Annotated in this window: 14 protein-coding genes and 2 riboswitches; of the genes, 1 reads left to right on the forward strand and 13 read right to left on the reverse strand. The window is 33.2% G+C overall.

Annotated features, from left to right (window positions below; translation table 11 throughout):
* Positions 1-5 precede the first annotated feature (5 nt).
* The 9 genes from KQ51_RS00160 to KQ51_RS00200 all read right to left on the reverse strand — a co-directional run bounded on the left by KQ51_RS00160 (position 6) and on the right by KQ51_RS00200 (position 7,713).
* Positions 6-974, reverse strand: coding sequence for a beta-ketoacyl-ACP synthase III (locus KQ51_RS00160; protein ID WP_038467449.1), 969 nt, complete (start codon positions 972-974; stop codon positions 6-8).
* A complete protein-coding gene (locus KQ51_RS09850) occupies positions 971-1,927 on the reverse strand; it encodes an acetyl-CoA carboxylase carboxyltransferase subunit alpha (protein ID WP_038467452.1) in 957 nt (318 codons plus the stop codon). Before KQ51_RS09850 ends, KQ51_RS00160 begins: the two co-directional genes overlap by 4 nt.
* Positions 1,928-2,806, reverse strand: coding sequence for an acetyl-CoA carboxylase, carboxyltransferase subunit beta (gene accD, locus KQ51_RS09855; RefSeq protein ID WP_081909855.1), 879 nt, complete (start codon positions 2,804-2,806; stop codon positions 1,928-1,930).
* Positions 2,799-4,157, reverse strand: coding sequence for an acetyl-CoA carboxylase biotin carboxylase subunit (locus KQ51_RS00175; RefSeq protein ID WP_038467455.1), 1,359 nt, complete (start codon positions 4,155-4,157; stop codon positions 2,799-2,801). The genes accD and KQ51_RS00175 overlap by 8 nt, the downstream gene beginning before the upstream one ends.
* Positions 4,157-4,606, reverse strand: a complete 450-nt coding sequence (accB, locus tag KQ51_RS00180; protein WP_038467458.1) for an acetyl-CoA carboxylase biotin carboxyl carrier protein — start codon at positions 4,604-4,606, stop codon at positions 4,157-4,159. The genes KQ51_RS00175 and accB overlap by 1 nt, the downstream gene beginning before the upstream one ends.
* 76 nt (positions 4,607-4,682) lie before the next feature.
* Entirely contained in the window at positions 4,683-4,913 is a 231-nt protein-coding gene (gene acpP / locus KQ51_RS00185) for an acyl carrier protein (RefSeq protein WP_198763746.1), read from the reverse strand.
* A gap of 98 nt (positions 4,914-5,011) precedes the next feature.
* On the reverse strand, positions 5,012-5,551 hold the full coding sequence (locus KQ51_RS00190) for a biotin transporter BioY (RefSeq protein ID WP_038467463.1): 540 nt from the start codon (positions 5,549-5,551) through the stop codon (positions 5,012-5,014).
* On the reverse strand, positions 5,544-6,248 hold the full coding sequence (locus KQ51_RS09240; protein ID WP_052608956.1) for a biotin--[acetyl-CoA-carboxylase] ligase: 705 nt from the start codon (positions 6,246-6,248) through the stop codon (positions 5,544-5,546). The genes KQ51_RS00190 and KQ51_RS09240 overlap by 8 nt, the downstream gene beginning before the upstream one ends.
* Before the next feature lie 178 nt (positions 6,249-6,426).
* Positions 6,427-7,713: a sensor domain-containing diguanylate cyclase gene (locus KQ51_RS00200; RefSeq protein ID WP_038467466.1), complete on the reverse strand. Its 1,287-nt coding sequence runs from the start codon at positions 7,711-7,713 to the stop codon at positions 6,427-6,429.
* Positions 7,714-7,788: 75 nt separating this feature from the next.
* Positions 7,789-7,872: riboswitch (cyclic di-GMP riboswitch) on the reverse strand.
* 195 nt (positions 7,873-8,067) lie between these two features.
* Positions 8,068-8,151: riboswitch (cyclic di-GMP riboswitch) on the forward strand.
* Positions 8,152-8,248: 97 nt separating this feature from the next.
* On the opposite strand from KQ51_RS00200, the gene KQ51_RS00205 reads away from it, so the two are divergent.
* Positions 8,249-10,381, forward strand: coding sequence for a hypothetical protein (locus tag KQ51_RS00205; protein ID WP_038467469.1), 2,133 nt, complete (start codon positions 8,249-8,251; stop codon positions 10,379-10,381).
* A 28-nt stretch (positions 10,382-10,409) separates the two neighbouring features.
* On the opposite strand, the gene atpC is transcribed toward KQ51_RS00205, so the two are convergent.
* From atpC to atpA, 4 genes are read right to left on the reverse strand one after another with little or no spacing between them, the layout of a single operon-like run.
* The gene (atpC, locus tag KQ51_RS00210) at positions 10,410-10,802 is read right to left on the reverse strand and encodes an ATP synthase F1 subunit epsilon (protein WP_038467472.1); all 393 of its coding nucleotides are present in this window, start codon (positions 10,800-10,802) and stop codon (positions 10,410-10,412) included.
* 9 nt (positions 10,803-10,811) lie between these two features.
* Positions 10,812-12,221 (reverse strand): F0F1 ATP synthase subunit beta, encoded by a 1,410-nt coding sequence (gene atpD / locus KQ51_RS00215; RefSeq protein WP_038467475.1) that lies wholly within the window; start codon positions 12,219-12,221, stop codon positions 10,812-10,814.
* An 11-nt stretch (positions 12,222-12,232) separates the two neighbouring features.
* The gene (atpG, locus tag KQ51_RS00220; RefSeq protein ID WP_038467478.1) at positions 12,233-13,132 is read right to left on the reverse strand and encodes an ATP synthase F1 subunit gamma; all 900 of its coding nucleotides are present in this window, start codon (positions 13,130-13,132) and stop codon (positions 12,233-12,235) included.
* A 12-nt stretch (positions 13,133-13,144) separates the two neighbouring features.
* Complete coding sequence (gene atpA, locus KQ51_RS00225; RefSeq protein WP_038467481.1) at positions 13,145-14,653, reverse strand: F0F1 ATP synthase subunit alpha; 1,509 nt, start codon at positions 14,651-14,653, stop codon at positions 13,145-13,147.
* Positions 14,654-14,664 lie beyond the last annotated feature (11 nt).

A 14,664-nucleotide genomic window follows, 5' to 3' on the forward strand; every position in this document is an offset into this window, starting at 1 on the left:
TCCTCCTATAATTTAATGATTGCTCCACCCCAAGTAAATCCTCCACCGAAGGCTACTGTGGCGAATAAATCACCTTTCCTTAATTTATTGGTACGGATTGCTTCATCGATTGCTAGTGGAACACTAGCTGCTGATGTATTCCCGTATTCACTAATATTAAGATACATCTTATCCATAGGAAATCCAAGATCTCTTGCAGCTTTATCAATGATTCTCTCATTAGCTTGATGAGCTACAATATAGTCTAAATCATCTAATTGATAATTGTTTCTTTCTAGTAAATCTCTAATTGTTTTCGGCATAATTCTAGTTGCAAATTTAAATACTTCACGCCCATTCATATGGATGTGATCTTGGACACTTTTAGCGTTTACTGATGGATCTTTAATGTCAACATTGTGACAAATTAAATTTCCTTCAGAATCACTAATGCTACCGCAAATAACATCCTGAATATTATTTTCTTCACTGCGAGATATAATCATTGCTCCTGCTGCATCACCAAATAACACACAAGTATTACGGTCACGCCAGTCAGTTAGTCTTGTTAAAGTTTCTGCCCCAACGATTAAAGCATTATTGTAAGCACCACTTTTTATCATTTTATCAGCAATGTTTAATGCATACAAGAATCCACTACATGCAGCATTAATATCAAATGTCATAATTTTTTCTAACCCAAGTCTACCTTGTAATAAGTTACTAACACCTGGGAACGCATTATCAGGTGTTACTGTTGCTACTATTAGTAAATCAATTTCTGCTTTATCAATTTTCGAATCTTCAATAGCTTTTAATGAAGCATGATATGCTAAATCAATTGTATATTCATCGGTTACGATATGTCTTTTTTTAATTCCTGTTCTTGAACTAATCCATTCATCAGATGTATCGACAAATTGTTTTAGATCGTCGTTTGTTAGAACTGTTCTTGGTACGTAACTACCTGTACCTAATATTTTTGTATAGTTCAACGTTTAACACCTCCTAAATTTTCATAGTTGAAACGCTGAAAGAATCCAATATCTCTAAATTTCTTAATACGTGATTCTCTCACTTCTAGATGAGTAAGCCCTTTAAATTTACCTAATTCATCTATTATAAGTTGTTTAGTACTTTCATAAGTTTTCTCTTTATTGTAGTGTGCACCACCAATTGGTTCCTTGATGATACCGTCAATAACACCTATTTCTTCTAAATCATAACTAGTTAATTTCATTACTTCAGCTGCTTTTGCAGCTAAAGTACTATCCTTCCACAGGATAGTTGCATAACCCTCAGGACTAAGAATTGAATAAATAGCATTTTCTAACATAAATACTTTGTTAGCTACACCAAGAGCTAAAGCTCCACCACTTCCCCCTTCACCAATAACAATAGCGATAACAGGGACATGAAGTGCGCTCATTTCCATAAGGTTTCGAGCAATTGCCTCACCTTGTCCACGCTCTTCAGCGCCAAGCCCTGGATAAGCACCAGGTGTATCTATAAAGGTAATAATTGGTCGATTAAACTTTTCTGCTTGTTTCATTAAACGTAATGCTTTTCGATAACCCTCAGGATGAGGCATTGCGAAATTACGTTCTAAATTATCTTCTAAGTTTTTTCCTTTTTGTTGAGCAATAATTGTTAAAGGAGTGCCGTTTAAACTAGCAATTCCTGCAACAATACTTGAGTCATCACGGTATAATCTATCACCGTGTAACTCAATAAAATCATCAAAAATATAGTTAATATAATCACTAGCTGTAGGACGACCAACATGACGGGCAAGTAAGACTCTATCCCACGCACTTAGGTTTGTCATCATATCGTGTTTATACTTTTCAATTTCTTCTTTTATCTTCTCAATTAAATTCTCATTATCTAATTCAGTTAGTTTACTTTCTAACTCTTTAAGTTTTCTCTCTTTTTCTAATATGTTCATCTAATACCTCCTATGTAACTCGAGGATTTTACTAAGCGTATGTTTTAGTTCACTTCTTCTTACAACCTTATCAACAAACCCTTTTTCTTTTAAGAATTCACTTCTTTGGAATCCTTCAGGAAGCTTTTGATTGATTGTTTGTTCGATAACACGTGGTCCTGCAAAACCAATTAGAGCTCCAGGTTCTGCTAATGTGATATCTCCTAAAGAAGCAAAACTAGCTGTAACTCCTCCAGTAGTTGGATGAGTTAAGACACTAATATAAAGTAATCCTTGTTCACTATGTTTTAAAACAGCAGCTGATGTTTTAGCCATTTGCATTAAACTATAGATCCCTTCTTGCATTCTTGCTCCCCCTGATGCAGTAAAGATTATCATTGGTAGTTTTTTATAGATTGCATATTCAAAACTTCTTGTAACTTTTTCACCAACAACGCTACCCATACTACCCATTAAGAAATAGCTATCCATTACTCCTACAACACATGGACTACCATTGATTCTTGCATATCCATAGATGTAAGCTTCATCTAAATTAGTTTTCTTTTGATAGTTCTTAATCTTTTCATCATATCCATCTTGGAACAATGGATTTAAGGTTATATACCCTAGTCCTTTTTCAATAAAAGACCCGGTGTCAACAGTAATACTGATGCGGTCTATTGCTCTCATTTTGAAATGTTCACCACAGTTTTTACAAATAAATTTGTCGTCATACATAACTTTCATATTAACTGTTTCAGCACATTTAGGACATTTTTCATATAAACCTTTAGGAACATCTATTTTGTTTGTTTTTGGAAAATTTCGTTTGATATGTACGGTACTTTTTTCTTTTTCTTGTTTTCGTTTATTAAACGCATTAATTAGATTATTCATTTGGATACCCAATTAAACTATCTAAGTATTTTGGAATAAATCCTGTATCAAAATTACCTTTAACATAATCATTATTTTCCAATATCTTTAAACAAAATTCCCTGTTATTACTAACACCACTTATGACTAATTCATCTAAAGTAGCTTTCATCTTATTTATTGCTTCTAATCTTGTTTTACCATGGACAATAACCTTACCCATCATTGAATCATAAAACGGGCTAATACTGTATCCTGTGTAGATAAAACTATCAAATCTTACTCCATGTCCACTAGGTACATGTAGTAAATCTATTTTACCAGGAGCTGGTCTGAAGTTTTCTTTGGGATTTTCTGCATTGATTCTTACTTCAATACTATGTCCGTTCAGATTAATATCCTCTTGGCTAAAACTTAGCGGTTCTCCACCAGTTATTTTAATTTGCTCTTTTATGATATCAATTCCTGTTACCATTTCAGTAACTGGATGTTCAACTTGAATACGCGTATTCATTTCGATGAAGTAGAAATCATTTCCATTTACTAAGAATTCAATAGTTCCTGCATTTTCATAGTTAACTGTTTTACTAGCTTTAATCGCAGCGTCACCCATTCTTTTTCTTAGATCATCACTAATTAAACTAGGTGCTTCTTCAATCACTTTTTGATTCCTTCTTTGGATTGAACAATCACGTTCACCCAAGTGAACGGTATTACCATATTTATCAGCGATAATCTGAAACTCAATGTGTTTTGGATTAAGTACATACTTCTCTAAATACATCGTGTCATCTCCAAAAGCATTTTTAGCTTCACTTCTGGCAGTTTCATAGGCTTGATCAAATTCGCTTTCAGTGTAAGCAACACGCATTCCACGGCCACCACCACCAGCGCTTGCCTTGATCAATACTGGATAACCAATACCGACAGCTAATGATTTAGCTTGTTGTAACGAATCAACTTTACCATCAGATCCTGGTACAACAGGAACGCCTGAAGCTATCATAATTTCTCTAGCTCTCGCCTTGTTACCCATTTTATCAATTACTTCACCCTTAGGACCAATGAATCTAATCCCACAACTCTCGCATAATTCTGCGAATCGAGCATTTTCACTTAAAAAGCCGAAACCTGGATGCACAGCTTCAGCTCCTTTACTAATTGCAGCACTGATGATGTTCTCCATATTCAAGTAAGACTCGCTACTTTTGTTTCCTCCAACACAAACAGCTTCATCAGCTATCTGTGTATGGAGACTATTTTTATCTGCTTCGCTATAAATAGCAACAGTTTCAATTCCTAGTTGTTTACAAGCACGAATAATTCTAACTGCAATTTCCCCGCGATTTGCGATTAATATCTTTTGAAACATTACTCTTTAATTTCCATAACAACTTGGCCATACTCAACCATCGTTGCATCACTGATATTAATTTTTGCTATTACTCCATCAACCGGGGCAGTTATCTCATTCAATACTTTCATTGCTTCTACTATAAATAAAGTGTCTCCTTTATTTATCTTTTGTCCAACTCTAACAAAAGCATTTGCATCAGGTGAAGGACTTTCATAGAAAGTTCCCACCAGTGGTGCTTTAACCAATATATTTAAATTCTCTATTACCTCTTCTTGTTTCTCAACTACCTCAGTAGCAGCTACTCCTGTAGCCGCTACACTAGTAGCTGAAATAGAAGGGGTTCCTGAAAAAGTAATTGTCTCTTTTTCTAGTTTAATACTAAACTCATGATCATTTATTTCTAACTTATGAATTTTTGAGTCTTCAAATTCTTTCATAAGATTTTTAATTTGTCTTAAGTCCATAACCATCCTCCATTACTTTGATATTCAAATTATTCTCTAGTAAAAAAAATAAGTAAAGATTTTCATGAGAAAATCTTTACTTCTCACCTTCGATAAATTCAACGATTTTACCTACAGTAGTTAATTTCTGAGCTGCTTCATCACTTACATTAATTTCAAACGCATCTTCTATAGCCATAATTAATTCAACTGCATCTAAGCTATCTGCACCTAAATCATCATTTAAATGTGCTTCTAAAGTTATTTGTGCTTTTTCGCACCCTAATTCTTCTACGATAATTCCTTGTACTTTTTCAAAAATCATAATGTTCCTCCTAAGTTATCAAAATTTACTTACATTTTATAAGAATTTACGGTAATTGTCAATTTATTTTGAAGTTCAAACAAATGTGTGTGTTTTCATATTTACGCCCACTCATATGTAAATGCACTTCGTATGCGTACATACACATATAAAGTCGTTGTTATTTTCAGTAAATCTCCAATAAGATATATAGACAATCCACTTAAAGTAGGCCAAATACTTGTACTTGTCAAAAACGCTATATATGCGGCTCCAAACATGTATATAATTAGGTTCGCACCTAACAATATTGTGAAATTTGACAAAATATTATTATTTAGAATCTTTACAGTTTTCATAAATCCTACAAAAAATGCTGCAAAAACGAATCCCACTAAAAATCCTCCGCTAAATCCTGTCAGAATTTCCAATCCTCCACGAAATCCACTAAAAACTGGAATACCTATTGCTCCTATGATCAAATATATGATCATACTTAATGCCCCTTTTTTAGGACCTAATGTTAACCCTGCTAAAAATACAAAGAATGTTTGCAATGTAATTGGTGGCAAATTAAAAAGCGGGATACTAATCCCCGCCGTCGCTCCCATCAAAGCCGGGAACAGTGCTATCATTGTTAATTCTCTAGTTCTATTATTCATCGTAAAACTCCTTAAATGATATGTCGTTCATATGCATTGCATACTCCTTATCATCCTTTTCAAGCACTACTTTTCCTTCCAAGTTAATTGTTTTCACGTTGTATGCCTCTTCTTTATAAGTAACACTTCTACCGATAATTACACTATTATCTAGATATGCGTTATAAAGGTCACAAGATTTACAAGCTATTAATTTGTTATATGCAATTATAAAGTCTTGTAGCACATCTCTATAATCTACTTTTAAATCAGTCTCCAACAATATACTCGTTCCTTTTTTTTCTATTCTTGAGAAATCTTTAGTTACTACGTTTAAGCCGATTCCAATTACAAATTCGTCTTTTTCCCCGATAACTCTTTCAATCAATATACCAGCTATTTTCCTATTTCCAACAACGATATCATTTGGATATTTAATTTTGGCATCGATACTGTATTTATTAAATACATCTACAAGAGTGTTGGTTATCATCAATATCACGTCAAAAATAGAGTCTTCTTTAGTAGTATTATCTAAGTAAACACTAATATGTAAATCACCACTATTACTCATCCAAATATTTGATCTTCTACCTTTTCCAGCTGTTTGAACTTTAGCACAGATAATATCTCCATTTTTAAAACCATGAAGATGCTTTTTCATATAACTATTTGTTGATTCTAAGCTTTGAAAAAAGCAAACCTTATTTCCTATCATCAAACCATCTCCTCTTTAAAATATGATACATAAAAGTATTTTGAATGTCAAATGAATTCAAATTCACATATTAGATGAATGCTTTAAATAAGCAATTTAACTAGCATAAATATTTTTTTCACATTTTTTATATCAGAGGCTTTTGATAAAAAAAAAAGAATAGCACATTGATTATGTGCTATTCTTTTTTCAATTCATGTTGCCAAACAGTATATTGGTTTTTCCCTTTTGATTTTGATTCATACATTTTAATATCTGCTTTTCTAATTAGATCAGTTGCATTATCACCCATATGCCATAATACAACTCCGGCACTAAAGGTAATTAGGATACCTTGTTCTTCTGCTATTTCATTGAGGATTACGTTCAAAACATCAAATATTCCTTCAATATCTGGTTTATGACAATCAGGTACAGCAAGAACAAATTCATCTCCACCGTATCTTCCTACCATCTTATCTTTAAAATCTATTCCCTGCAAGATTGTAGTGAATAACACAAGCATTTCATCTCCTTTTATATGTCCAAAGGAATCATTAATTTGCTTAAAATTATCGATATCAAACAAGATTACACATAAGTCTTTATATTTTTTTCTTCCTATATCCCCAATCATTCTTTCAATATTTTTAAAAGTTAATGAATGGTTAAATAATCCAGTCAAACCATCTCGTTCTGAGAGTAACAGTAATTCTTGTTCTTTTGATTCGAATAGCTCATATACTTTTTGATATGGACTTGAGATTATCTCTCTAATAAAAATCAAGTATAAACCTCCATAAGACGCAAATCTCAGTATCATAGCTACTGTTTGATATATATCACCTAAATCAATAAAACTAGCATGGATAACTTGCGAGAATGCCTTTAGTAATAACACAATTACGAGTAAGTTCTTTTGATTTAATTTGAACTTCGATCTTTGTACCAAATATGCACTACTTAAGTACAGTGCTGCTGTCATATAACTAACAATTAGTTTGATTGCAGATTGGCCAACACCTTCAATGTAATAAACACTTACAACACCTTGATGAATAAGTAGTGTCCCGACAATTAATACTATAGCTGCAATAACATGAGATAACTTGTAATTAACTTTTGAAGGAACTTTAATAAAACCAAATATTATTACGAATACGAATGCTTCAAAAACTCTGGCAATTGCAAAGTATTGATAGCTTTCATTATATGAAAGTCCCATATCTGAAATATCAAAGATGGATATAAGGTGTAACACATCAAAACATGATATATACAAATATGAGACAGCCAAAACTAGATAAATAGACTTTTCAGTATACACTCTTGAATTGATTGCTAGAACAAACATCATCAACCCAATAAAGATTGTAAAGAAGTCTATAGCAAAGTGAAATATTCCGTAATCCCATATTGCTAGAACAAAAAGAATAATAAACGAAACTAGAAAAAATACTAATGGTTTCTTTAAAGATTGATTCATTATAACTCCACCCCCAAATAAAAAAACTGTGCTTCAAAGGCACAGTTTATTGTCTCTTAAATGAGATATAATAAATTATGCAGATATAGCAAGCATCTAAAAAAGTAAGCCCTATATCTTTGCGTCCCACCCTTTCGGAATGGTTTGCCTTTGATTTTATTAATGTAATGATATTATACAAAATAAAAAATAGTAATGCAAGTCAGTTTACAATTAAGATTGCAAATAAAGTGTTAAAAATGACTAACTAAAGACAACAAGTCAGTACTTATGTATTTCTTGTGTATTTAGTTTGAATAAGAAATGAAACTTTCAAAAAAGCCTTGAAAACCAAAGTGTCTCTATATACAATTAAATCATCAAAGGCAAATACATGGAAACATGTAGACGCAAAGTCTCAGAGCTAATGGGTAAACCTATGCTGGCTGGATTGCACGAATAACGTAAGTTGTTTCGGGTACAATCTAGTTAGATTGTACTTTTTTTAATACAATCTAACTATCCTATGTCTTTGAAATAAGAAAGGATGAAATGTATGAAAAAATTAATTATGATAGTCGTTTTAATGTTAGGATCACTGGTTTTAAGTGGGTGTGATGTATTTGATACAGGGATTAATAACGTTTGGTATGATGAGACAACCTCTACCATCCATATATCATATCGAATTGTCGAGGAAAAAGAAGATGAAGAAACTGGAGAAACTCCTTTTGAATCCTTGCATTTACTAGGAAAAACAAAAGATAGTGAATGGTTCGAAATTACCGAATTAACAAGTTTCACTAAGAATGAACAGGAAATACCATACGAAACTGATGTTTACGGAGATTTAGAACTGAAAATTGTAAAGAAAAGCGCTGATGGTTCTATTACACATACTACTGACATATATAACCTATATATTAATGAACCACAATTTATATACCACTTTGATGTTCAGTTTGATTCATGGAGTGGTGTGGTAAACTTCAACTTTGGGGTAAACGCTCAATTAGTGAAGAACATAATAATATATAAATCAACTGATGGAGGAAACAATTGGGTAGAAGTCTTATCATCTGAAATTGTCATAGATGATGAACAATTCTATAAAAGCAATTTTGAATACTATGAGTATGAAGAAGATAATTATGTTTACAAGTTAGTTGCATTGGATGAAGATTCTACAGTTCTTAACGAACAAAGTTCTTGGGGAGAAATCAATGTATATTATGAGAATAAAAATAATGATGGAGAAGCAAGAATTGATTATGTTGTTTGTAATTATGATGTTTACTCATCTAATGTAAATATTTGGTGGAACTCTTTTGGAGATTTTGATACTGTTTTAATCGAGAAATCGACTGACAATACAGTTTGGGAATTAGTTGACACTTTACCTAGATTTGTTCAATCATATAACTATCAAGAGGTAAATGATGGAGAATATTATTACCGAGTTAGTGCTGAAAAAGACGATGTTGTATTATCATCAAATGTAAGTGAAAATACACTTAGAGTAAATGAAAATGCACTTATCGGATATCTAGATGCTTGGTTAAACTGGGACACACAAAATATCCAAATAAACTGGGATTTCCAAAGCGAAGATGTATTTGAAGTTGTTATTAAAAGAAAAACACAAGAATCTGAATATGAATTACTTGGTTCTTTTGGAGCTTTAAAGAAAACACATACTGATGAAGATTTAGTTCCTGGGAACTATCAATACAAAGTTGTCTTACTTGATAAGGACGGGAACGAACTCGATTCATTGGAAACGAGTGAGATTAATGTTGAGCAACCTCAGCATGTCTATCATTTAAACGCATGGTTTAATCAATCTACAGGTGAAGTCCACTTTAACTTTGGTTTAAATCAACATCAAGTGAGTTATTATACTATTGAAAAATCAGATGATGGTGGATTGTCTTGGGAAGTTATTATTATCGAAGATGTCCAAAATGAAGATGATTGGTATAAAGATAACTTTGTTGCTTATGAATTAACTGAAGGTGTTTATGCTTATAGAATTACTGGTTATAACAATGAAAACGAAAACTTAGGAGAAGCGTATAATTACGGTGAAGTCATTGTTGATTACACAAATCTAAACTTTGATGAACCAACAGAATTTTTCCACTTTGGAGGTAATTTTAATATCTATGATCAAACTGTTAATCTTTGGTGGAATTCTCAAGGTAACTACACCGAGCATGTAATCGAAGTTACTGTTGATGGTGTGAATTATGAAGAAGTTCTACGAGTACCACGAGTTGTTACATTTGTTTCAATCGACTCTGTTGAAGATGGAGAATATATGTTTAGAATAAGTGCAGTTGATGAGAATAACATAGTTGTAGATTCAATTACAATAGAAAATGCAATCTCAGTAAGAGAGAATGCTCAAATCGGCGCAGTCCACTTCTGGTGGGACTGTACATATGATCAACTGCAAATTAGTTGGGAAATAATTAAAGACGACGTTGCAACGATTAAAGTATATAGAACTAATACTACAATTAATAGTACGGTACTAGTCGGTGAGTATGGACCTTTAAAAACTACTTTACTAGATACAATCACAGATACAGGAATCACTTATTACACAATCGTTCTAATTGATAGCGAAGGAAACATTATTGATCAACTTGATTCTGATAGTTACGAAATATACACATGTGAATAAAAAAAAGTCCTCAATGAGGACTTTTTATTTACATTTTACCTGCTTTGGCATCTTTTATGTTTTTCTTTAATTCACGTTCTGCTTTTGCGAAATCAACATTACGTCTTTTATTCTCAGCTAGTCGTTCTTCACGAACAGTGTTTAAGTGATCTAGAGCACTGGTTTTACTTAAACCAACATGTGCTTCTTGAGCAATTACATTTACGATATTATTAGAGTGTTCAACCACTCCATTAATAACTACTGTAAAGAGCTCTTTTTCATCTCTAACCATTTTTACATATCCAACATCAATACTACTGATAATTGGGATATGATCTTTTAGAATGGCAAATTCACCGTTCATTTTGGAAGATACTACGACATAGTCGATGTCTTCGTTATATAACTCACCATGAGGAGTTACGACACTTATTTTCATAAAATCACCTTATTTCATTGAATCTGCTTTTTTGATAACATCTTCAATGCTTCCGACTAGACGGAAAGCATCTTCAGGTAAACTATCATATTTACCTTCTAGTATTTCTTTAAATCCTCTGATTGTTTCTTCTACTGGAACATATGTCCCTTTTTGTCCTGTGAATTGTTCTGCTACATGGAAGTTTTGTGATAAGAATAAACGAACACGACGAGCTCTATGAACTACTAATTTGTCATCTTCACTTAATTCATCCATCCCTAAGATAGCTATGATATCTAATAATTCATTATATCTTTGGATAGTTCTTTGAACTTCACGGGCAATATTGTAATGTTCTTCTCCAACAATTTCCGGTGCTAAAGCTCTTGAAGTTGAAGCAAGCGGATCAACTGCTGGGTAAATTCCCTCTTCAGAGATTTTACGTGAAAGGTTTGTTGTTGCATCTAAATGGGCAAACGTTGTCGCTGGTGCTGGATCTGTATAATCATCAGCGGGAACATATACTGCTTGGATAGATGTAATTGAACCTTCTTTAGTTGAGGTAATTCTTTCTTGTAGTTTACCCATTTCAGTAGCTAAAGTTGGTTGGTAACCTACGGCTGAAGGCATACGCCCTAGTAACGCAGATACTTCAGAACCTGCTTGAGTGAAACGGAAGATATTATCGATAAAGAATAATACATCTTGTTTTTCTTCATCACGGAAATATTCAGCCATTGTTAAACCTGTTAAACCAACACGCATACGTGCACCTGGTGGTTCATTCATTTGTCCGAAGACCATAGCTGTTTTTTTAATTACTCCAGATTCTGTCATTTCCCAGTATAAATCATTACCCTCACGAGTTCTTTCTCCTACACCAGCAAATACAGAAATACCACCATGTTCTTGGGCGATATTGTTAATTAATTCTTGGATAAGTACTGTTTTACCTACTCCGGCTCCACCGAATAATCCGATTTTACCACCTTTAATATAAGGTGCAAGTAAATCAACTACTTTAATTCCTGTTTCTAAGATTTCAACTTCACTACTTAGTTCATCTAGTTTAGGAGCAGGACGGTGAATAGGACTATGTGGTACATCTTTACCCACAGCTTCTTTACCATCTATTTCTTCTCCTAATACGTTAAAGATACGTCCCAAAGTTACTTTACCAACAGGTACAGTAATTGGCGCTCCAGTATCAGATACTGGCATTCCTCTAACAACACCATCTGTTGAATCCATGGCGATTGTGCGTACGACATTGTTTCCTAAGTGTAAAGAGACTTCAAGTGTTAGTTTAACCCCAACACCATTATTATCTTCAGGTTTTACATCTACTGTAAGGGCATGATTAATCTCTGGTAATTGATCTTCAAATTTAACATCGATTACCGCTCCCATTACTTGAACGATTCTACCTTTATTCATAATTTCCTCCTCTAGTTAACTGCATTGGCTCCACCAATGATATCTGTTAACTCGTTTGTAATTGCTGCTTGTCGAGCACGATTATAGTGAAGTTGTAATGTTCCGATAAGCTCTTCAGCATTATCAGTAGCACTCTTCATTGCTGTCATTCTTGAAGCATGTTCACTTGCTTTTGCATCAAGAATAAAACCATATAATGTATTTTCGACATACATTGGTAATAAATGATTTATGATTGCTTTTGGACTTGGTTCGTAGTTATAAATACGTCTTACTGTACTTATATCTTCGTTGTCCTCTTCATGTTTTTGTTTTAAATCTTTTAGAGCACCATTGGCAACTGGTAATAATTGTGTTCTTTCAACTTCTTGAATCATTGTATTAATGAAGTGATTATGGAAAACAATTATTTTATCAATGTCACCTTTTAAGTAAGAGTCTATAAAACTTTCAGTTACTTGTTTAAAATCAATAAATTGAACGTCATCACGTACATTGATTGGATCCTTAACAAGGATATTGTATTTATTTCGTTTCGCAAAGCTCATGGCTTTGTGGCCAATTGCTGCTACAACGAATTCATCTTTACTTTTATGGGTTTCATTAACATGTGCTTGAAATGCCTTAAAGATACTTGAATTATAAGGTCCCGCTAGTCCACGGTCTGATGAAACAATTATATAACATGTTTTATCAGTTTCTCGTTCACTGAGCATTGGATGTGAAACATCATCTTGTTCTAAGAGATATTCAATCATTTCTCGTAAACGATACATTAAAGGTCGAAAACCTCTAATGGTTCTTTCAGCTCTTTTTAATTTAGAAGCTGAAACCATGTGCATAGCTTTTGTAATCTGTGAAGTTTTTTTAGTAGCGTTAATACGGGATCTTATTTCTCTCATTGAAGCCATTTTAACACCACCTTATACAAATGATTTTTTGAATCTTACGATTACATCCTTAAGTTTATCTGTTTCTGGTAATTGATTAGTATCAATTATTTCTTGAAGTACTTTGCTACCTTCTTTATCTCTTACGAAATATTCATGTAGCTCTTTTTCAAATCGTAAAATATCTTGAAGTTTTACATCATCTAAGAATCCATTAGTTAAACTAAAGATACTAACAACTTGTTTTTCAACATCCATTGTTTGATGTAATCCTTGTTTTAAGATTTCTACAGTACGTTTACCACGTTCTAGACGAGCTTTTGTTGCTTCATCTAAATCAGAACCAAATTGTGTAAATGCTTCTAATTCACGGTAAGCTGCTAAATCTAAACGCAGAGTCCCTGATACTTTTTTAATTGCTTTAATTTGTGCACTACCACCAACACGAGAAACCGATAATCCAGGGTTAATAGCTGGACGTACACCACTATGGAATAAATCACTTTGTAAGAAGATTTGTCCATCAGTAATACTGATTACGTTTGTTGGGATATAAGCACTAATATCTCCTGCTTGTGTTTCAATGATTGGTAAAGCAGTAATACTTCCTCCACCTAAGTCATCATTTAACTTAGCAGCACGTTCTAATAATCTACTATGTAGATAGAAAACATCTCCCGGGAACGCTTCACGTCCTGGTGGTCTTCTAAGTAGTAAACTAAGTTCACGGTAAGCGATAGCATGTTTACTTAAATCATCATAAACAACAAGAACGTCTTTTCCAGCAAACATAAATTCTTCACCGATTGTAACACCAGCATAAGGTGCTAAATATAACAATGGAGAAGGTTGTGAAGCTGATGCACTTACAATGATTGAATAATCCATTGCACCATGTTGTTTTAATTGTTCATATACATTAGCAACTGTACTTTCTTTTTGTCCAATTGCAACATAAATACAAATAACGTCTTTACCTTTTTGGTTGATAATTGTATCGATAGTGATAGCTGTTTTACCAGTTTGTCTATCGCCGATAATAAGTTCACGTTGTCCTCTACCTACTGGTACTAAAGCATCTAATACTTTAATTCCTGTTTGTAGTGGTTGGTTTACACTTTTACGACTCATAACACCTGTTGCTTTTTGTTCAATAGGACGAGTTTTTGTTGAATTAATTTTACCCATACCATCAATTGGTTGTCCTAAAGGATTAATAACACGACCAATCATTGCTTCCCCAACAGGAACTTCTAAAATACGTCCCGTTGTTTTAACAACGTCTCCTTCTTTTACAGAAGTAGCTTCATCTAACAAGATAGCCCCAACATGATCAGTTTCTAAGTTAAGTACCATCCCGTAAATATCCCCAGGGAATAATAATAACTCACCACTCATTGCATTATCTAAACCATGTACAAGTGCGATACCATCACCAACGTTAATTACTGTACCAATGTTATCTGTCTTAATTTCTTTTTCGTATTTTTTTATCTGTTCTTTGATTAAAGAACTAATCTCAACCGGGTTGATTTTACTCATAATTCCACCTC

It is taken from the genome of Candidatus Izimaplasma bacterium HR1 (assembly GCA_000755705.1).
In the GTDB taxonomy this organism is placed as follows: domain Bacteria; phylum Bacillota_I; class Bacilli_A; order Izemoplasmatales; family Izemoplasmataceae; genus Xianfuyuplasma.